This is a genomic window from Rhodovibrio salinarum DSM 9154 (assembly GCF_000515255.1).
GTDB lineage: Bacteria > Pseudomonadota > Alphaproteobacteria > Kiloniellales > Rhodovibrionaceae > Rhodovibrio > Rhodovibrio salinarum.
Map to the genome: position 1 here is coordinate 2,657,008 of NZ_KI911559.1, position 20,422 is coordinate 2,677,429.

The window sequence follows — 20,422 nt, forward strand, 5'->3', positions numbered from 1 at the left end:
TCGACGAGATAGACGATACCGTCGCGGGCCATGCGACGAAAACAGGGCATTCTTTGCCACGCCCCCTGGTTTGCAAAGGTTCCCATTTGCGTGTGTCGATTTACACCGCCGTGCGGGCGCGCTTACAACTGGTCGCCCGTGCAACGATGGGCCTTTACGTAGCCGCCCAAGAACGACCGCCTGATGGGAGAGGCATCTGTTCATGACCGAGTCCAGCAAACATCCCGAAACGATCTGCCTGCACGCCGGCTATCGCGCCGATCCGGCGACCGGGTCGGTCGCGCCGCCGATCTACCAGACGACCAGCTACCAGTTCCGGGATACGGAGCACGCCCGGGCGCTGTTCGGGCTGGAAGAACTCGGCAACATCTATACCCGGATCATGAACCCGACGCTGGATATCCTGGAGCAGCGGGTCGCCGCGCTCGAGGGCGGGGCCGCGGCGCTCGCGGTATCCAGCGGTCAGGCGGCGTCCGCGATGGCGGTGCAGAACATCGCCCAGGCGGGCGACAACATCGTCTCCTCGACCGACCTCTACGGCGGCACCTACGTGCTGTTCAACAACACCCTTCGGCAGATGGGCATTGAGGTCCGCTTCGTGGATCCGGCCGATCCCGAGGAGTTCCGCCGGCAATCCGACGAGCGCACGCGCGCCTGGTACGCCGAGACGCTGCCCAACCCGCGCCTGCAGGTCTTCCCGATCGAGGAGGTCGCCCGGATCGGCCGCGAGGAAGGCATTCCGCTGATCGTCGACAACACGGCCGCGCCGGTGATCTGCCAGCCGCTGCAGCACGGCGCGGCGATCGTGGTCTACTCGGCGACCAAATACTTGGGGGGCCACGGCACCTCGGTCGGCGGAATGATCGTCGACGGCGGCACCTTCCCCTGGGACAAGCACGCCGAGCGCTTCCCGCTGCTGAACCAACCGGACTCGAGCTACCACGGGGCGGTCTGGACCGAAGCCGCGAAGCCGCTCGGCCCGATTGCCTATGCGCTCAAGGCCCGGGTGACGCTGCTGCGCGACCTCGGCTGCGCGATGAGCCCGTTCAACGCCTTCCTGTTCCTACAGGGCATGGAAACGCTGCCGCTGCGCATGCGCGAGCACTGTCGCAACGGCCAGGCGGTCGCGGATTTCCTGGAAAAGCACCCGCAGGTCACCCGTGTGATCTACCCGACCAAGCAGGATGAAACCTACTACGGCCGGGCAAAAACGCACCTGAAGGGCGGCTTCGGTTCGCTGTGCGGCTTCGAACTGGAGGGCGGCGCCGCGGCCGGACGCAAGTTCATCGACAGTCTGCAACTGTTCTACCACGTCGCCAACATCGGCGACGCGCGTTCGCTCGCCATTCACCCGGCGACCACGACGCACAGCCAGTTGACCGAAGCAGAGCAGGAGGCCTCCGGCGTCTCGCCTGGCTACGTCCGCCTGTCGATCGGCCTGGAGCATATCGACGACATCCTGGCCGACCTCGACCAGGCTCTGAAGGCAGCGCATAGCTAAAAATGCAGCATCCCCTCTCCTCCTACATCAAGGAGAGGGGATGAATTTCCCGGAAATTCTGGTACTTACCCGCTGGCGTGGGCCGCGTCGTCGATAATCAGCTGGACGCGTTCGCGCGCGCCCCACTGGTCGACGCGCAGCTTGCCGCCGATGTGCAGGCGCACGCCGCGGTCATCGAGCAGCGCACGCCCAAGATCGGTGTCGCGCGCCCGGAAGGCGATTGCCTTCAAACGCTGGCCGTCGGCCCCCTCCAGGTAGCAGCGCACATGGTTCTCGCCGACCACCTGGGCGCCGTGGATGCGAACATTCGGCACGGCGAAGCGCGGCTCGGCATTCCCCGTACCGTAGGGACCGAGCTTGTCGAGTTGGCGCAGCAGGTCGAGCGTCGCCCCACCAGGCTGTACCGCACCGTCAAAGCCGAGCGCGGGGACGTAGCCGGAAGCAGCCAGCGCACGCCCCAACCGCTCCTCCAAAAAGGCGCGCGCCTCGTTCAACTTACCGGCCTCGACCGTCAGGCCGGCAGCCATCGGGTGCCCGCCGCCGGCGGACAGATAGCCGGCCTGTCGCGCGGCGATCACCGAGCCGCCTAGATCAACGCCGCGTACCGAGCGGCCTGACCCCTTGCCCTGCCCCTGATCGTCGAGCGCAATCACCAGCGACGGCCGGTCGTAGGCTTCCATCAAACGGCTGGCGACGATGCCGATCACGCCCGGGTGCCAGCCGTGGCCCGCGGCAACCACCAGCCCGTCGGCAGGCGGTGTCGCCGCCACCTGCTGGCGGGCTTCCTCCAGCACCTGCTGTTCCAGCTCGCGCCGGTCCCGGTTCAATTGCTCCAGTTGGTCCGCGAGTTCCTTGGCCCGGCCAGGCATATCGGTCGACAGCAGTTCCGCGCCCAGGTCGGCCCGGCCGATCCGGCCGCCGGCATTGACCCGGGGCCCCAGCACGAAACCAAGGTGGAACGGCCCCGGGGTCTCTTCCAGCCGGGCGACGTCGGCAAGCGCGGCGAGCCCGACGTTGCGGCGTTGCTGCAGAACTTTCAAACCACTGGTGACAAGCGCCCGGTTCACGCCGGTCAACGGGACAACGTCACACACCGTGCCCAGCGCAACCAGGTCCAGCCAGCGGCGCAGGTCGGGCTCCCGAACCGCTTCCCCATAGTAGCCGCGCGCGCGCAGCGTGCGATTGACCGCGACCGTCAGCATGAAGGTCACGCCGACTGCCGCGAGCTGACCACAGCCGCTTTCATCGTCCAGCCGGTTGGGATTAACCAGCGCGTAGCAGGCCGGCAACTGCGGCTCGGCGGTGTGGTGGTCGACCACCACCACCTCCTGGCCTTCCTGCGCCGCATGATCGAGCGCACTGTAGGAGGTAGTGCCGCAATCCAGCGTGACGACAAGCTGATAGCCCTCGCCCGCCAGGGTATCGAAGGCCCCCGGATTGGGCCCATAGCCCTCTTCGATCCGGTCGGGGATGTAGATCCGGCAGTCGTGGCCAAGCGCCTGCAGGAAACGGCGCAGCAACGCGGCGGAGGTCGCGCCGTCGACGTCGTAGTCCGCCAGCACCGCGATCGGCTCGCCATCCTGCACCGCATCCGCGATGCGCTCGGCCGCCGGGCGCATATCCTGAAACCGATCAGGATTGGGCAGGTCGGTCTTGAGGGAGGGGTTGAGGTAGCCCTCCGCCGCTTCGAGCGTCACGCCGCGCCCGGCCATCACGCGGCCGACGACCTCCGGCAGGTTCAAACGCTGGGCTAACAGGCGTGCCAAGCGATCCTCGCTCAGGCGCGCTTCCCAGCGTTTGCCCGACAGCGAGCGTTCGACGCCGAGGAAACCGGGCCGGCCGGCCTCGGTCTCAGCAGCGGCGGACGAACTTGGCGCCATCTCCCCTCCCCTGAAGACTCAAACGGGTCCGCGTACTAGCTCGCGTCGCCGGTCCAGGTCTTACGCTGGAAGTTATGGTCTGCGGTGATCAAGCGAACCGTGCCGGTCGATGAGCGCATCACCATCGAGTGGGTCTGCGCCCCCTTGTATCGCCGGCGCACCCCCTGAAGCATCGTGCCGTCGGTCACGCCGGTCGCGGCGAACATGACGTCACCGCCGGCCAGATCGTGAAGCGCGTACTTGCGGTCGAAGTCGGTGATGCCCCAGCGCTGGGCCCGTGCACGCTCGTCGTCGTTGCGGAACACCAGCCGGCCCTGCATCTGACCACCGATGCAACGCAAGGCAGCGGCAGCAAGCACACCCTCCGGCGCGCCGCCGACACCCATGTACATGTCCACACCGGCATTGTAGTTGGTCGTGGCAATCACGCCGGAAACATCGCCGTCGTTGATCAGCATGATCCGGGCACCGGCTTCGCGGACCTTGGCGATGATCTCCTGGTGGCGCGGCCGGTCGAGGATGCAGACAACGAGGTCCTCGACCTCGACCCCCTTGGCCTTGGCGAGGGCGTTCAGGTTGTCCCTCGGTTCGGCGTCAAGGTCGACGATCCCCTCGGGATAGTTCCCGCCGACCGCGATCTTGTTCATGTACACGTCGGGCGCGTTCAGGAAGCCGCCGTGCTCAGCCATCGCGATCACCGCCAACGCGTTGGCACTGCCCTTGGCGGTGATCGTGGTGCCCTCCAGCGGGTCGAGCGCGATATCGGTGTTCGGACCGCCGGCGCCGACTTCCTCGCCGATGTAAAGCATCGGGGCCTCATCGCGCTCGCCCTCGCCGATCACGACCCGACCGCTGATCGCCAGACCGTTCAAGGCTTCGCGCATGGCGTTCACCGCGGCCTGATCAGCCGCCTTTTCGTCGCCGCGGCCCATCAGCCGCGAGGCGGACAGCGCAGTCAATTCGGTGACGCGAACCGCTTCCAGCGCGAGGTTACGGTCGAGCGTGGCGTTCGCCATGAGGTGGTGCTCCCCTACAAATAAGGCGTGAGCCGCGAAGGCCGGCGACCGACCTGCCCCACGTATCGGGGCAACGGTTTATGGCCGAACTCCGCAGCGTAGAACGTTGACATGCGTCCCGTTGATGCCCTTGGTGCCGGATTATTCCATATCCGGCAAGCGGCCTAAAATGCCTCGATCCGGATCACCCGCGGCGGCTCAAGAACCGCCTCCAGCGTTTCGATCTGGGCAAGCGCACCGCGCATGGCCGCTTCGTTCGTTTCATGGGTGGTGATCACCACCGGCACGGCCTCACCACCCGGGCCACGGCCACGCTGCACCAGCGTCTCCACGGAGATTTGGTGATCGCGCAGAGCCGCCGCGACGCCCGCGATCACCCCTGGACGGTCCAGGCACATCAGACGCAGGTAGTAGCCGCCCTCATGCTCATCCATCGGACACGGCACGGCCGCGTCCAGCTTGCTCGCCGGGACGGCGAAGGTGGGCAGACGGATACCCCGCGCGATGTCGATCAGGTCGGCGACCACGGCGGATGCCGTCGGCCCCGCGCCCGCGCCGGCACCTTCGCTCAGGATCGAGCCGACGAAATCGCCCTCGGCGACGACGGCGTTGTTCACGCCCTCGACATTGGCGATCGGAACGTCGCGCTTGACCATCACCGGGTGCACCCGCTGGGAGATCTTGCCATCCACCCGCCGGGCGATGCCGAGCAGCTTGATCCGGTAGCCAAGTTCCTCGGCAAACGCGATGTCGACCGAGGTCACCTCGCGGATGCCCTCGACGTGCAAATGCGCGTAATCGACCTGTGCGTTGAACGCGAGCGCCGACAGGATCGCCAGCTTGTGCGCGGCATCGTACCCATCGACATCGAAACTGGGATCGGCCTCGGCATAGCCGAGCTTCTGCGCTTCCTGCAGCACCTCCGAGAATTCCCGGCCGGTGTCGCGCATCTGGCTCAGGATAAAGTTGGAGGTTCCGTTCATGATGCCGTAGACGGCAGAGATCGCGTTGGCGGCCAATCCCTCGCGCAACGTCTTGATCACCGGGATACCGCCGCACACCGCAGCTTCGTACGACAGCACCGCCCCAGCCTCCTCGGCGCGGTGGGCCAACTCGGTGCCATGATGGGCGATCATCGCCTTATTCGCGGTGATCACGTGCTTGCCGTTGGCGAGTGCTGTCTCCGTGACCTCCTTCGCGACACCGTCGGCCCCGCCGATCAGTTCGATCACCACATCGATTTCCGGATCGCCAGCCAACGCGACCGGATCGTCGAACCAACGCACAGCCTCCAGATTGAGGCCCCGATCCTTGCGCCGGTCGCGCGCGGACACCGCCGTCACCAGCACCGGCCGGCCGCACCGCTGTGCGATCAGCTCATAGTGCGTGTTCAGCAGATGCAGCGTGCCGGCCCCGACCGTACCCAGGCCGGCGATGCCGATGCGCAGCGTTTCGCTCACAGCGCCACCTCACGTCGTTCACTCGGAAGTTCTTCGGGATCGACCTTCCGCAGGAAGGCCTTGATGTTGCGGATCGCTTGCCGGGTGCGGTGCTCGTTCTCGACCAGGCCAAGGCGCACGTAGCCCTCACCGTATTCGCCGAACCCAACCCCGGGGCTGACCGCGACCTGCGCCTTCTCAAGCAGTAGCTTGGAGAAGTCAAGCGAGCCGAGGTGACGGAACGCCGCGGGGATCGGCGCCCAGGCAAACATGCTGGCTTCCGGACTGGGCACTTCCCACCCGGCCTGCTGGAGTCCACGGATCAGTACATCGCGTCGACTGCGGTACCGCGCGCGCATCTCATCGACGCAGTCCTGCGGACCGTTCAGCGCGGCCGTCGCGGCGACCTGGATCGGCGTGAAGGCACCGTAGTCGACGTAACTCTTCACCCGCGCCAGCGCACCGACCAACTTCGGGTTGCCGGCGCAAAAACCGATACGCCATCCCGGCATCGAATAGGTCTTGGACAGCGAGGAGAATTCGACAGCGACATCCTTCGCGCCCGGAACCTGCAGGATCGAAGGCGGCGGCGGGCAGTCGAAATAGAGCTCCGAATAGGCGATGTCGGAGATCGCGTAGATGCCGTGATGCCGACAGAAGTCCACCAACTCTTCATAGAAGTCTAAATCGACCGTCCGCGTGGTCGGGTTCGCCGGAAAGTTCACCACCACGGCCAGCGGCTTAGGTACGGAGTGACGGACGCCGCGCTCCAGCTGGCGCATGAATTCGCGCCGGAAATCCCCCTCACTGTCGTCGAACCCGGCCATCGGCAGGTGGCGCAGAGCCGCGCCGGCGATGATGAAGCCGAACGCATGAATCGGATAGCTCGGGTTCGGAACCAGCAGCACGTCGCCGGGGCTGGTGATCGCCTGGGCGAGGTTCGCCAGCCCCTCCTTGGACCCCAGCGTGACGATCGCCTCGCGCTCGGGATCAAGCTCCACGCCGAACCGACGTTCGTAGTAGCCGGCAAGCGCGCGACGCAGCCCCGGAATGCCCCGCGAGTTCGAATAGCGATGGACCCCAGGCTTCTGCACGGCCTCCGTCATCTTGTCGACCACGTGCTGGGGCGGCGGCTGGTCGGGGTTGCCCATGCCGAAGTCCACCACGTCGTCCCCGCGCTGGCGGGCGCTCGCCTTCAGTTGGTTGACCTCGGAGAAAACGTAAGGCGGCAAGCGTTTGATTTTGTGAAATTCATCCATGGCTACGTATCGCGGCTCAGCAGCTTGGGGGAACGTCGCTCGGGGCATTAACTCAAGCGGGGCTACGACGCATTAGCCCTGCAGGAAGATCTCCGCCCGGCGGTTGCCCGCTTCTCCGGTCGGCATGAACTCGTGGTAGACGGGCTCGCTGTCGCCGCGGGCCTCCAGTTGAATATCGTCGCGCCGCACGCCCATCGATACCAACTCGTCCACGACAACCTGCGCCCGCGATATCGAGGTATCGAAATTGGCCATGCGATGGGCAAACGGGTCCTTTGTGGCCGTGCGGCTGCTGGCATGGCCAACCACGCGCAACTCGCGCCCGAGGCGTTCGTAGAGGTCCGCCACCTCCCGCAGCACCTGCCGATCGTTGCCGTTTAGGCTGACCGCCCCATGTCTGAAATAGATCACAGCTACCCGGCGACCGCCATCGACCATCGTCTGGCCACCTGCGTCCTCTCGGCTGAGTGTGCGCGACTGCCCAACCTCTGGCCCGACCATCGTCGGCTGCGCTGAGGTCGAGGCAACACGCCGAACACTAACCGGCTGCTGCGGGGCCCTGCTGCTGCGCACCTGTCCCGCCGACGAACCGCGCGTCGCAGCGCCTGCATCGCTCTCATCGAAGCTCGGCTGGGACGGCACCTCGATTGGTTCGCCCTGCTCGCTCGGCTGCATCTGCGGTACGTCCGGCGCACGCTCGGGTGATGCCCTCTCGGATGCCGTACCATCGGACGTCTCACGGTCGGACGCAGGACTTTCCGGTTGCATGGCCGACTGCACCGGCCGAGCGGGCATCTCCCGGCGACCATCGCGAGACGTGCCGGAAGCCGTGCCGGCCGTATCGGACGGCATCTGGTCCGCGACCTCGGGTTGTTCCGGGGCTGCGGCTGGTGCGCTGTCTTCGGAACCGGGGGTGTCGGACGCGCGTTGCTGGATGCCCTCCCCGGTCCTGAGCTCGTCACTGTAGCGCGCGTTCGCCCGGTCGGAGGATAGGGAGTTCCGGATCTGGTCGCGTTCTTGCTTACCGCTCGGGCGGCGTGGCGGTGCCTCGGGCACGCTGGACAGACTGGGATAGTCCCCGGCCCCCTGTTGCGGTGCCTCGATCTCCTGGGGGTCGGCCGGCGGCAACGGGTCGAGCGGCCGAGACACCGTGTCCCAGGTATCGCTGCAGGCCGTCAGCAAGCCGCCGACTACCAGGACAGCAGCCAGTCGGACCACCTGTCCGACATATCCAGATCCCGCGTTCACACCGGTCATTGCGGCTGCTCCCTCACCGATCGTTGCAGCGTTGCCCGCGTCTGTCCGCTGTGGTCGACCCTTGCAGACCTCACAGACATCACCCCCATAAGACCTCGCCTTTCCCTAAGGTGAACCGGTCTATCCGGTGGTGCGGTTGCAACGTTGCCCCTGATGCTTATGGTACATCCCAAAGGCGCTGCCTGCTGGCTGCGCCTGCAGGGTTTTAAGGCGGCGTTATGTCATACGCCGCAGACGCGACAGCCACCCAGTCAAGCAATCGGCAGGATCATAGGGAAGGCAATATGGCAGAGCAACAGGGCCAGGGCGACGGCGAGGACGTGAAACTCCCCGACCCGGTCGAACTGTCACAGACCATGCAGAGAATCGCCGAGCAGAGCCAGAAGCTGGTCGGCGATTTCATGGAACGCCAGGAGCTTACGCATCCCAACGCGACGTTCGATCCGACCCACATCGCCAGCGCCTTCTACGAAGTCACCACCCGGATGATGAGCGATCCGGCAAAGCTGGTACAGGCGCAGATGAACCTCTGGCAAGACTACATGCGGCTCTGGCAGACGACCGCCAGCCGCATGCTGGGCGCCGAGGAGTCCGAACCGGTCGCCGAGCCGGAAAAAGGCGACCGACGTTTCAAGGATCCAGCCTGGCACGACAATCAGGTGTTCGACTTCATCAAGCAGTCCTACCTGCTGACCGCACGGTGGATGCAGTCGACCGTGCACGACGTCGAGGGGGTGGACGAGCACACCGCCAAGAAGGTCGACTTCTACACCCGCCAATTCGTCGATGCGCTGGCGCCCTCCAACTTCGTCATGACCAACCCGCAGGTGCTGCGTACGACGCTGGAGACCGGCGGGGAAAACCTGCTGAAGGGTCTTGAGCATCTGCTCGAAGACATGGAGCGCGGCAAGATCAGCCAGACCGACTTCGACGCCTTCGAGGTCGGGAGGAACCTGGCGGTGACGCCAGGCAAGGTCATCTATCAAAACGACCTGATGCAGCTGATCCAGTACAGCCCGACCACCGAGCAGGTCTACAAGACCCCGCTGATGATCATGCCGCCCTGGATCAACAAGTTCTACATCCTGGACCTGCGGGAAAAGAACTCGTTCGTAAAGTGGGCGGTCGACCAGGGCTTCACGGTGTTCATGATCTCCTGGGTGAACCCGGACGAGAAGCTCGCCCAGAAGTCGTTCGAAGACTACATGACCGAAGGCCCTCTGACCGCCCTGGACGTGATCGAGCAGGTCACCGGCGAGAAGCAGGTCAACGCGATCGGCTACTGCCTGGGCGGCACGCTGCTGTCCTGCACCCTCTCCTACCTGGCGCAGACCAAGCAGAAGAACCGGGTGAAGGCGGCGACCTTCTTCACCACCATGGTCGACTTCTCCGAGGCTGGCGAGCTGGAGGTGTTCATCGACGAGGAACAGTTGTCCTCGCTGGAAGAGATGATGGCCTCGAAGGGCTATCTCGAGGGCAACTCGATGAACCAGACGTTCAACCTGCTGCGCGCCAACGACCTGATCTGGTCGTTCGTGATCAACAACTACCTGCTTGGTAAAGAGCCGTTCCCATTCGACCTGCTGTATTGGAACAGCGATTCCACCCGGATGCCGGCGGCCATGCACAGCTTCTACCTGCGCCGCATGTACCAGGAGAACAAACTGCTGGAGCCAGGCGGCATCGAACTCAAGGGCGTGCCGATCGATCTCGGCAAGATCGATCACCCAACCTTTGCGCTCGCCACCAAGGAAGACCACATCGCGCCGTGGAAGTCGGGCTATGCCCTGACCCGGGCGATCAGCGGACCGGTCAAGTTCGTGCTGGCCGCAAGCGGCCACATCGCCGGCGTCGTCAACCCGCCGGCGGCGAACAAGTACAACTACTGGCTCAACAGCCGGAACCCGAAAGACCCGGATAGCTGGTTCCAGAACGCCAAGAAGGTCGACGGCTCCTGGTGGCCCGAGTGGCACAAGTGGATGGAGCAGAAGGGCGGCAAGGAAAAGGTCGAGGCGCGTGAACCCGGCGGCGGCGTCCTGACCCCGATCGAAGACGCGCCTGGCTCCTACGTGAAGGTGAAAGCAAAAGCGTAGCGCCGGCGCTGACGTCCTACTCTGCGCCAGAACTCGCGCCGCCCGGGACCCTCGTCCCGGGCGGCATTCTTATGGGCTTACGACCCGTGTTGTTCGCTCTACGGACGCGTCCGTCCTGTGCGCGCGAACCAGTCCGTGATCGCACCGATCTGATCATCGTCCATCAACGCGGGGGCGTGGCCGCAGTTCGGAATCTCGATCAGCTCGGCTTGGGGCCCGCGCTGGGTCATTTCCTGCGCCGTCTTCGGCAGCAGCAGGTCACTTTCCGCGCCGCGTAACACCAGCACCGGACACTGGATGGTATCCCACAGCTGCCAGAGGTCGACGTCTTCGATCTGCGCGGGATCGCGGAATGGCGCGCCAATCTTGGGATCGTAGGCCAGCCGGTAGCCCCCCTCCTGGTCGTCGGGGCGCAGGGAGTGGCTGGCCAGATGCCGCCATTGCGCGTCGCTGAGGTCGCCGAACGGCGCGTGCACACGCTTGATGTAGGCGAGCCCCGCCTCGAAATCGGCGAAGTGCGGATCGGCACCAACGTAGTCCGCCAACCGCTTGAGCGCCGCCTTGGGCACGAACGGACCGACATCGTTGATGACCAGCCGGCGGATCGGGCTTCGTGGCTGTGCGGCCAGCATCATTCCGATCAGTCCGCCCATCGAGGTGCCGATCCAGTCGACAGCGGCGGCATGACCACGGGCGATCACGGCCGCCATATCCGACATGTACTGTGGGTAGCCGTAGGCATCCTCGTTCGGCAGCCAGTCGCTACCGCCCCGCCCGACCACATCCGGACACAACACCCGGTGAGTCCGGCTCAAAGCCTCGCCCAGCACGTCAAAGTCGCGCCCATTGCGGGTCAGGCCGTGGACACACACCGCAACATCGTGCTTGTCGGCCGTGCCCCATTCGGCAAGGGCGATGGTGTGGAAACCGTGCTGCGACAGCCCGAGCATCCGATCCAGACGCGGCGGGACATCGGTGATCATGGCAATCGGCCCTTCCCGTTCAACACCTTACCGAGCCCCTGCACCCTGCCGCGCCGGGCCCCCATATCCAAGCGCGATCTGCGCACCCTCACCTTGATAGCTGGGCTCACCACACGCTGACGAAAGCTCGTTTGTCATTACGCACCGACCCGCGCCCCAATGCGGACATCACCCGTACGCCACGATGGAGCGCGCCTGATGCGTGAACTCACCCTTGCCCAACGTTTCAACTCCGACCAGGGCCAGATCGCCTACGACCGCTTCGGCGATGGGCCGGACGTGGTGCTGGTTCACGGCACGCCATTTCGGGGGCTGATCTGGCGCGACGTCGTCGATCGACTGAGCGAGCGCTTCCGTTGTCATGTTCTGGACCTCCCCGGTTATGGGGAGTCCGACAAATATGAAGGCCAGGAAGTCCGGCTACGCAGCTTTGCCCGGGTGCTCACCGCGTTCATAGTCAACCAGCAGCTTGAGAAGCCTGTGTTGATCGGCCACGACTTCGGCGCGGCCGCAGTGCTGGGCGCGCATCTGGTGGAAGCGGTGCCGGTGCGCGCAATTGCCGTTGTCGACGGCGTGGTCTTGAGCCCCTGGGGGACTGAATACGCACGGCTGGTGAACCAAGCGCCGGAAACGTTCAACGCCTTACCAGGCTATGTCCACCAGGCGATCCTGGCCGCCCATATCGCAACGGCGGCCGAACGCCCGCTCTCGACCGACTGGAAGCGGGCGCTGATCGCCCCGTGGATGGGCCCGCAGGGCCAAGCGGCCTATCACCGACAAATTCAGCAATTCGACTTCGCCTACACCGACCGGCTGGAGACGCTGTACCCGGCGATGGACGTGCCAACGCGGGTTTTCTGGGGCGAATGTGACCAGTGGGTCCCGCCGGCGGTCGGACGAAGGCTCGTGGAACTGATTCCCGATGCCGGCTTAACCCTGCTGCCGGATGCCGGGCACCTGGCGATGCTGGACACCCCCGGCTTGTTGGCGCGCGAGCTCGGTCAGTGGCTTAGCGAGGTGCATGCCTCGGGCTAAAGGCCTCCGGGCGGCTCATTGCGGACCTCGACGAAGGTATCGGGACGGAAGCCATTGAAGTCGGTCGCAAGCGCGTTGGAGTAAGCGCCGACACGGTCGATCTCGATCCAGTCGCCTTCCCGGATGTCGGCTGGCAGGCGGAAGGCCTTGGGGATCATGTCCAGACTGTCGCAGGTGGGGCCGTGCGCGTCGAAGATCTCTTCCGGCGCGGTGGAGGTGATCACCTGCCCCTTCTCTACCCGGATCAGGCGAACCGGGTAACGCACGCTGGCCGCCGTCATCTCCGACAGCGAGCCGTAAACCCCGTCGTTGATATAGAGTTGACTGCCCTTGCGCAGCAGCACCTGCACCAGGACCGATTGCCCGTCCGCCACCAGCGCGCGGCCCGGCTCGCTCAGCACGCGGCAACTCTCAGGGAGCTGCAGCCGGTCGAGACCGCGACGGATCGCGGCCATATAGTCGCCAATCTCCGGGGCCTGCGTGCCGAGGTAGACGGCCGGGAAACCGCCACCAACATCGACCGCCGACAGCGCGACACCGGCCCGCGCGGCCACGGCCCCAACCTGCTCGAGCGCGGTAGCGTAGGCTTCCGGCTCCAGGCACTGACTGCCGACGTGGAAGGCGAGTCCGGGCTTCATGCCCAGGTGCGCGACCTCCGCCAGCATCTCGGCGGCGGCCGCGTCCTCCGCCCCGAACTTGGCGGAGAGATGATAGAACGCACCCGCGGACTCCACTGTCTTCAGCCGGACAAAGACTGTCACCTCGGGATCGTGGCGCACCTGCTGGGCGAGTTTGCGCAGCTCGTCGATATGATCCACGACGTAAGCGCGGACGCCGTAGACGCGGTGAGCGCTGGCGATCGCCGGACGTGGCTTGACCGGATGCATGAAGAAGCATTCCGCCGCGTCGAACGTCTCGGCAACCCGCGCGATCTCGCCAAGCGACGCAGTATCGAAGGCGTGCACCCCGCCCGCGTGCAGCGCCCGCAGCACGGCTGGATGCGGATTGCACTTGACCGCGTACAGCGCCGTACCGGGGAAAGCTTCGACGAAGGCCCGCGCCGTTCGCTCGAACACGTGCGGACGCAGGCAGTAGACCGGATAGCTCGGTTGCAGCAGGCGAGCGACCTCGCCCGCGTCTGGGTAGCTACGCGTGCGCCGCCGCGGATCAGGAACGGCGGAGGCGACCGCCTGACTCGGAAGATCTTGGCTCAATGACGTCTCCTAACACGCAGCAAGTTAACACACGCACACCGGACTCGCGCCGTTTTGATCATGTGTGCATCGACCCGACCCGCCGCCTTTCCCACATTGCGAGATAGGTACTAAAGGCTCATGGATGTATGAGAACGGCTGCCAAAAGATGATCCGAACGATCCGACGTCTTGTTCTGGGTGCGCTCCTCGCCGCCGGTGCTGCCCTGCCCGCCGCGGCAGCGCCTGAAGCTGACTTGTGGCCTCGCTGGCAAGACCATGACGCCAGTGCGACGGCAACGATCGATCATGACGCCTGGGCCGCCTTCCTGGACCGCTATCTGGTGGTGCACCCGACTGGCGCCAACCGCGTACGCTACAGCGCGGTGAGCGCAGCCAACCAACAGCAGCTCGACGGTTACCTCGACGCCCTGGCGCAGGTCCCGATTTCCCGATACAGCCGGCCGGTGCAGTTCGCCTATTGGGTCAACCTGTACAACGCACTCACGGTCGACGTCGTGCTGGACCACTATCCGGTGGACAGCATCCGCGACATCGACATCTCGCCCGGCTGGTTCAGCAACGGTCCCTGGGACGCGGAACTAATCACGGTCGAGGGCACGGCACTCAGCCTGAACGACATCGAGCACCGCATCCTGCGACCGATCTGGCAGGACCCGCGCATCCACTACGCGGTCAACTGCGCGGCACGCGGCTGCCCGGACCTGCGCGCCGAGCCCTTTCGCGCGGCGACGCTCGACCGGCAACTGACCGCCGCCGCCCGCGCGTACGTCAACGACCCGCGCGGCGCCGAGGTGACGGACGACGGCCTCGTCGTTTCCAAGATCTACACTTGGTATCAAGCGGACTTCGGCAACAGCGATGCCGGTGTGATCCAGCACCTGAGGCGCTACGCCGCCCCCGGGCTCAAGGCCGACCTCGACGGCAAGGCCGACCTCGACGGCGTGTCCGAGATCGATGACAGCCGTTACGACTGGTCGCTGAACGCCGCTACAGGCGACGGCGCGTCGTGAAGATCGGCCCTTTCCAAGCCAAGGAACCGTTAGGCTAAGCGGCGCAGCGGCTTGCCGTCGTGGTCTTTCCACCCCTTGAGCAACCGCTGGACGTCGCTGCCCAGCACGACCCGGCTTTCGCGCATGTAGGCTTCGTGGTTGGCTTCGATGTCGTCCAGATCGTAGCGGTAGTTGACCATGACCCCGGCGGCTTGCCGCAACCCCTTGGCGGAGATGTCGCCCAGCCAGTTGATCCGTTCCAGACGGGCGCCGTTCTTCAGGTGGAAGCGTGCAACGGGATCGATCGGGGCGCCATTGTCGCGCCGGGCCAGCAGATAACGCGCCGCCAGCCGACGCAACGGCCCCTGGAGGGCCCCCGCCACGGACGAATCGTCCGGCCACTCGGAACGGGCCAGCAGCACCTGCAAGGCAGCGCGACAACTGTCCTGCCCGCTCAGCCGCGTCAGCGTCTTACGCTCGCCGTCCTCGACCAGAGCGTCGAGCGTGGCCTCGGGCGCGGTATCCAGCCAGGTCCGAAAGCCCGGTAACGGCGACAGGGTCGCGAACGTCTCGATCTGCGGCAGTTCGTGCGAAAGGTGGTTCACCACCTGCTTGATCAAATACTCGCCGAAGGAGATCCCTTGCAGACCGCGCTGGGTGTTGGTGATCGAATAAAAGATCGCCGCCTTGGCGTCCTTGGGGTCATCCTCCGGCGCGCTTTCGTCCAGTAGCCGCTGCACGCTGGCGGCCATCTCCGCCGTCAACGCAACCTCGACGAAGGCGAGCGGCTCGTCGGGCATGCGCGGATGGAACAGCGCAAAGCAGCGGCGGTCGCTGTCCAGCCGGTTGCGCAGATCGTTCCAGTCACGGATCTCGTGCACCGCCTCATAGGCGATCAGCTTTTCCAGCAACGCCGCGGGCGAATGCCACGTGATCTGCTGCAGATCGAGAAAGCCAACATCGAACCAGGAAGTCAGCAACTCCCGCAGGTCGCCTTCCAGCTGGCGCATGTAAGGGTCGTCGCCGCGCGCCTGAAGCAGGTCCGCGCGCAGGTCGACCAAGAACTTCACCCCATCCGGCAAGGCGTTGAACTGAGTCAGGATCTTGACCCGCGGCGGCACCAGGACGCGGCGCAAGGCCGCCTCGGCGACCAAGCGGTGATCATCGTCCACGGCAGCCTGGACCTGGCCGATCGCCTCGGCGACCCGGTCCGGGTCGCAGGCGAACTCGTGCGCGAGAAGCTTCAGGAAGCGCCGTCGACCGTCGGCATCCAGCTCCAGGTAGCGCCGGCCCAACTCGGCCGCCCGGCCCCGCGCCGACACCTCGCCGCCACGCGCTTCCAGGCACTCGTGCATCAGCCGGCGCAGGGCGCGGCTGTCGTCCGGCGCGGATTCCGGCACCGACAGACCGACCGTCCGGGCCGCACCGGCCGCAACATCGCGCCAGGCCACCGACAGATTGGCGAGTGTACGCTCGACCAGACCTGAGCCACGCTCGGCGGCGTCCGCCGCGCTGCCATTGCTGGGCTGGGCGACCGTCGTTTCCTGTTCGCTCATCGCCGCGATCCTTCTTGGTGTTGCAGCCGGCGACGGCCCTTGGACCGACCGGACATGACGTCTCCTACTGGATCGAGGGCCCCATTGCGGCCTCGGGAAGCCAAAGTGCGATCTCCGGGAAGATGCACAGCAGGATGATGCCAACCACCATGCACAGCATATACGGTAGCGCGCCCCAGAGGATCGTGGGGAGCTTCACATCCGGGGCAATCCCGTTGATGACGTAGAGGTTCAGGCCGACCGGCGGGGTAATCAGGCCGATCTCCAGATTGATTGTCATCATCACCGCGAACCACACCGGGTCGAACCCCAGGTTGGTGATGATCGGCAGCAGCGTGGGCGCGGTCATCAAAATCACCGCCACCGGGGGCAGAAAGAAGCCAGCCACCAGCAGGAAGAGGTTGACGCACGCCAGCAGCAGGTAAGCATTCATGTCCAGCCCGGCGATGTATTGCGCCAAAGACTGCGTGATGAACAGCGACGACATCATGTAGCTGAACAACTCGGCGGCGGCGATGATCATCAGGATCATCACCGATTCCTTCATGGAATCCCGGAAAATGATCCAGAGCTGTCGGCCCTTGGTGATGCCGTAGATCACCATGACCAGCACCAGGCACAGCATCGCGCCCACGCCCGCGGCTTCCGACGGCGTCGCGACACCGCCGTAAAGCACGTAAAGGATGCCGACGATGATCAGCAGGAAGGGGCCGACCTTGGGCAGCATCGCCAGCTTGTCACGCAGCGAGTAGCTCATCCCCGGCGTGACGAAGCGGTAGCCCTTGCGCCGCGCATCGATCAGCCCCCAGGCGATGAACAGCGCCATCAGCATGGCGCCCGGCAGCAGGCCCGCCAGGAAGAGCCGCCCGATCGAGGTCTCGGTCGCGATGCCGTAGACGATCATCGTGATCGACGGCGGGATCAGGATGCCGAGCGTGCCGCCCGCCGCGATCGACCCGGTCGCCACGCTGGCCGGATAGCCGCGTTGGCGCATCTCGGGGATGCCCATCTTGCCGATCGCTGCACAGGTCGCCGGCGAAGACCCCGACAAGGCGGCAAAGATGCCGCACGCGCCAATGTTGGAGGCCATCAGGCCACCCGGCACGCCGTACAGCCAGCGGTCAATCGCCTCGTACAGGTCGGCGCCGGCGCGCGAGGACGCGATCGCCCCACCCATCAGGATGAACATCGGGATCGACAGCAGGGCGAAACTGTCCAATCCGCCGTAGAAGACGTCCGGCACGAACTCCAGCGCGAAGAAGCCGTCGTAGTAGACCAGAAAGCTCAGCGACACGATGCCGAGCGCGAAGGCAACCGGAATGCCGAGCAGCAGCAGGAAGATCGTCACGGCCCCGATCAGCAGGCCCAGTTCAAGCTCGCTCATCGATCACGTCCTCCGGACAGTGTCGGCCCGCTGCCCGCCTCTTCCAGCGCATCGTCCGCTTCCAGATGCGAACTCGAGAACGGTAAGTCACGGCCGGTCAACAAGGCCAAAATGTCGGCTAAGTACTGCACGGCCGTCAGCCCGAAACCAAGCGGGATCGCCGCGTAGGGCACCCACAGCGGCGGCGCCCAAACCGTCTCCGCCCGCCAGTTGTTGGCCCAGGCCTCGTGCCAGAAGGTCCAGCCGTAATAGGTCAGCAGCGCGCAGAACCCGAACGACAGCAGCGAGGCGATCAGGGCCAACGCCATCTTGCCGTGATGGCCAAGGTAGAGCGGCAGCAGGTCGACGTTCACATGACCGCGCTTCAACAACACGTAAGGGCTGCCAATCAGCGTCGCGCCGATAACCGAAAAGGTGACGAATTCGTGCTGCCAGATCGCGCTCTCGTTAAGGACATAGCGCACGAAGACGAGGTGGCACACGGCCGCGACGGCCGCCGCCAGGAGCCCGGCGGCGATCACGCCGCAGGCGCGCGACAGCCGCCAGATCAAAACGACGAAGAGGTCCATGACATCGGCCCCAAAGGCTGGCGCGGAACGGATGGGACGTGCCACCCGGCACAACCGACTGAGTTCGGAGGTGTCGCAGCGCATGTTCTGTCCCAAAGACAAAGGGTTGCGTCTATTATTTAAGGTATCGCTTCAGACCAGTGGCGTGGCCGTCCGGGCCTCGCGCGCCCGGACGGCCGCCAACCTGGAAACCTCGCCGTCAGATCAATCGACGGAGCGCGCCTTCTCGATCAATTCGGCGCCGCCGTCGACTTCCTCGGCGAATTTCTTGTAGGAGCTTTCCTGCGCCACATCGATCCAGGCGTCGTACTGCTCCTTGGTCATCTCGGTGACCTTCACGCCGGCTTTTTTATAGGTGTCGACCAGCTTCTGATCCAAACCCTTGGCTTTCTCGAAGAAGAACTCCTCGGCCTTCTCGCCGGCAGTCATCAGGGCTTCCTGCTGCTCTTCGTTCAACTGGTCGAACGAACGCTTGGACATCAGAATCGGCTCATACATGAACCACAGCGCATAGTCGCCTGGAGGCGTCAGGCAGCTGGACTGCTCGTAGATGCGGTAGCTGACCAGCGACCCAGAGGAGGTGTTCGCGCCGTCCAGAACGCCGGTATTCATCGCGGAGTAGATTTCCGAGCTCGGCATCGAGTTGATCGACGAACCCGCGGCGGCCAGCATCTGCTCGAATGCGGGACCGGCCGCGCGCATCACCTTACCCTCGACGCTCTCCGGAGTGGTGACGCAGAAGTCTTTCCCGACGAAGCCGCCGGCCAGCCACGCATCCGAAAGCACGACGACACCGGATTCATTGATGATCTGCTTGATCTGGTCCATGAACTCGGAATCGTTCAGGCGCTTTGCATGATCGTGATTCTTCACCAGACCCGGCATCAGGGTCGCGGAGAACTGCGGGTGCCGGCCGGACGCGTAGTCCAACGGAAAGGCGGAAATGTCCAACTGCCCCTTGGTCATCGCGTCCCACTGCTGCTTCGGCTTGAACAGGGAACCACTGGGATAGACCCGGACCTGCAGGTCGACGTCGGCGGCCTCGACCTCCTTTTTGATCATCTCGACCATCTTGCCGCGAACATCGTCCTGCGGCCACTGGTGCGAAGCACGCAGCCGCTCGGCCGATGCCGGCGCGCTGAGCGCGACCACCGCCGCCAAGGCGACGCCGGTCGTAAGCACACTGCCCAGGCTTGGGCGCTTGAAGTGTTTCATGTCGATGGTACCTCCCACAGACTTTTATCGATTTACGCCCGGCGGACTGGACTTTGCGCCTTCGCAACCGGGCTGGATGGAGACGGCTCTTGTCGGCCGATTGATCAACCGCCGGCGTTGGACCCGGCGCCCCGGACTGACACCCTGCGCCGCCCGGTCAGCCTAGGAAAGCGTAAACGTGGGTCTGAAACAAGCAATCTTTGTATACAAAGTAGACAAGATTGCATAAAATCATCCAGAAAGCGGGCGACACGGAAAAACCGCCATGGTCCCGGACAGGACAGCCCACAACGCGAACGTGCAAGATAAACCTGCCACAGCCCCCCGCGGACGCAAGCCGCGACTCGCCGACCGGTTGCGCTGCCAACTGGAGGAAGAGATTGCCACGGGCCAGCTCGCCGGTGGCACGCGGCTGGATGAAGCAGGCCTAGCAAAACGCTTCGGCGTCTCCCGAACCCCGGTACGAGAAGCTTTGAGCAGCCTCGCGTCCGCCGGACTGGTCGAGACGCGCCCGCGCCAAGGAGCCGTCGTCGCCGGGCTGTCGCTTAGCGACTTGATCCAGATGTTCGAAGTGATGGCAGAGCTCGAAGCGCTGTGTACCCGCCTCGCCGCGCGCCGGATGACCGAGGCCGAACGCACGCAATTGGAGCAGACGCTGCAGGCCTGCATCGACGCAGCCGACCCGGCGCGGCCGAACGACTACTATGACGCCAACCTCGCCTTCCACGAGGCGATCTACGCCGGCAGTCACAACGCCTATCTGGCAGAGCAGACGCGCCAGCTACGCAACCGACTGCAACCCTATCGGCGCACGCAGCTGGCCGGACTGGGGCGGATCGAGACCTCCTGCCGCGAACATGCCGAGATCGTCGACGCAATCCGGCAGGCCGACGCCATCTCCGCGGAAGGCGCGATGCGCCGACATGTCACCATCCAGGCGGACACATTCGCCGAACTTGCCGCCCATTCGCCCGAGCAAAGAACGGCCGTCGACAGCGCTTGACCCCGGCATTCAACCGGGTGTCTGGCC

At 65.1% G+C, this 20,422-nt stretch carries 16 protein-coding genes; 5 read left to right on the forward strand and 11 right to left on the reverse strand.

What is annotated here, in order from left to right; genetic code table 11:
• Positions 1–202 precede the first annotated feature (202 nt).
• On the forward strand, positions 203–1,501 hold the full coding sequence (locus RHOSA_RS0112350) for an O-acetylhomoserine aminocarboxypropyltransferase/cysteine synthase family protein (protein ID WP_027288915.1): 1,299 nt from the start codon (positions 203–205) through the stop codon (positions 1,499–1,501).
• A 65-nt stretch (positions 1,502–1,566) separates the two neighbouring features.
• On the opposite strand, the gene recJ is transcribed toward RHOSA_RS0112350, so the two are convergent.
• The 5 genes from recJ to RHOSA_RS24295 all read right to left on the reverse strand — a co-directional run bounded on the left by recJ (position 1,567) and on the right by RHOSA_RS24295 (position 8,352).
• The gene (recJ, locus tag RHOSA_RS22220; protein ID WP_037256268.1) at positions 1,567–3,381 is read right to left on the reverse strand and encodes a single-stranded-DNA-specific exonuclease RecJ; all 1,815 of its coding nucleotides are present in this window, start codon (positions 3,379–3,381) and stop codon (positions 1,567–1,569) included.
• A gap of 35 nt (positions 3,382–3,416) precedes the next feature.
• Positions 3,417–4,397, reverse strand: a complete 981-nt coding sequence (gene glpX, locus RHOSA_RS0112360; RefSeq protein ID WP_027288916.1) for a class II fructose-bisphosphatase — start codon at positions 4,395–4,397, stop codon at positions 3,417–3,419.
• A 164-nt stretch (positions 4,398–4,561) separates the two neighbouring features.
• On the reverse strand, positions 4,562–5,857 hold the full coding sequence (locus RHOSA_RS0112365) for a homoserine dehydrogenase (RefSeq protein WP_027288917.1): 1,296 nt from the start codon (positions 5,855–5,857) through the stop codon (positions 4,562–4,564).
• Complete coding sequence (locus RHOSA_RS22225) at positions 5,854–7,095, reverse strand: LL-diaminopimelate aminotransferase (RefSeq protein ID WP_051432102.1); 1,242 nt, start codon at positions 7,093–7,095, stop codon at positions 5,854–5,856. Before RHOSA_RS22225 ends, RHOSA_RS0112365 begins: the two co-directional genes overlap by 4 nt.
• A gap of 72 nt (positions 7,096–7,167) precedes the next feature.
• Complete coding sequence (locus RHOSA_RS24295; RefSeq protein WP_027288918.1) at positions 7,168–8,352, reverse strand: OmpA family protein; 1,185 nt, start codon at positions 8,350–8,352, stop codon at positions 7,168–7,170.
• 284 nt (positions 8,353–8,636) lie between these two features.
• On the opposite strand from RHOSA_RS24295, the gene RHOSA_RS0112380 reads away from it, so the two are divergent.
• A complete protein-coding gene (locus RHOSA_RS0112380) occupies positions 8,637–10,445 on the forward strand; it encodes a PHA/PHB synthase family protein (RefSeq protein ID WP_027288919.1) in 1,809 nt (602 codons plus the stop codon).
• Between the two features lie 98 nt (positions 10,446–10,543).
• Here the strand turns inward: RHOSA_RS0112380 and RHOSA_RS0112385 are convergent, their stop codons facing one another.
• Complete coding sequence (locus tag RHOSA_RS0112385; protein WP_051432103.1) at positions 10,544–11,428, reverse strand: alpha/beta fold hydrolase; 885 nt, start codon at positions 11,426–11,428, stop codon at positions 10,544–10,546.
• A gap of 198 nt (positions 11,429–11,626) precedes the next feature.
• Between RHOSA_RS0112385 and RHOSA_RS0112390 the strand changes: the two genes are divergently transcribed.
• The gene (locus RHOSA_RS0112390) at positions 11,627–12,463 is read left to right on the forward strand and encodes an alpha/beta fold hydrolase (protein ID WP_027288921.1); all 837 of its coding nucleotides are present in this window, start codon (positions 11,627–11,629) and stop codon (positions 12,461–12,463) included.
• Here the strand turns inward: RHOSA_RS0112390 and RHOSA_RS22235 are convergent.
• Complete coding sequence (locus tag RHOSA_RS22235; protein ID WP_156092718.1) at positions 12,460–13,677, reverse strand: type III PLP-dependent enzyme domain-containing protein; 1,218 nt, start codon at positions 13,675–13,677, stop codon at positions 12,460–12,462. The genes RHOSA_RS0112390 and RHOSA_RS22235 overlap by 4 nt on opposite strands.
• Before the next feature lie 148 nt (positions 13,678–13,825).
• Between RHOSA_RS22235 and RHOSA_RS0112400 the strand changes: the two genes are divergently transcribed.
• Positions 13,826–14,689, forward strand: a complete 864-nt coding sequence (locus RHOSA_RS0112400; protein ID WP_037258271.1) for a DUF547 domain-containing protein — start codon at positions 13,826–13,828, stop codon at positions 14,687–14,689.
• 29 nt (positions 14,690–14,718) lie between these two features.
• On the opposite strand, the gene RHOSA_RS22240 is transcribed toward RHOSA_RS0112400, so the two are convergent.
• The 4 genes from RHOSA_RS22240 to dctP form a co-directional block, all read right to left on the reverse strand.
• Positions 14,719–16,224 carry a malonyl-CoA decarboxylase gene (locus tag RHOSA_RS22240; RefSeq protein ID WP_081728695.1) on the reverse strand — a complete coding sequence of 502 codons (1,506 nt, stop codon included), beginning with the start codon at positions 16,222–16,224 and terminating at the stop codon, positions 14,719–14,721.
• A gap of 64 nt (positions 16,225–16,288) precedes the next feature.
• On the reverse strand, positions 16,289–17,608 hold the full coding sequence (locus RHOSA_RS0112410; protein ID WP_027288923.1) for a TRAP transporter large permease: 1,320 nt from the start codon (positions 17,606–17,608) through the stop codon (positions 16,289–16,291).
• Positions 17,605–18,177, reverse strand: a complete 573-nt coding sequence (locus tag RHOSA_RS0112415; RefSeq protein ID WP_027288924.1) for a TRAP transporter small permease — start codon at positions 18,175–18,177, stop codon at positions 17,605–17,607. Before RHOSA_RS0112415 ends, RHOSA_RS0112410 begins: the two co-directional genes overlap by 4 nt.
• A gap of 204 nt (positions 18,178–18,381) precedes the next feature.
• Entirely contained in the window at positions 18,382–19,392 is a 1,011-nt protein-coding gene (gene dctP / locus RHOSA_RS0112420) for a TRAP transporter substrate-binding protein DctP (RefSeq protein WP_037256270.1), read from the reverse strand.
• Between the two features lie 298 nt (positions 19,393–19,690).
• On the opposite strand from dctP, the gene RHOSA_RS0112425 reads away from it, so the two are divergent.
• Complete coding sequence (locus RHOSA_RS0112425; protein WP_051432479.1) at positions 19,691–20,395, forward strand: GntR family transcriptional regulator; 705 nt, start codon at positions 19,691–19,693, stop codon at positions 20,393–20,395.
• The last annotated feature ends 27 nt before the right edge of the window (positions 20,396–20,422 follow it).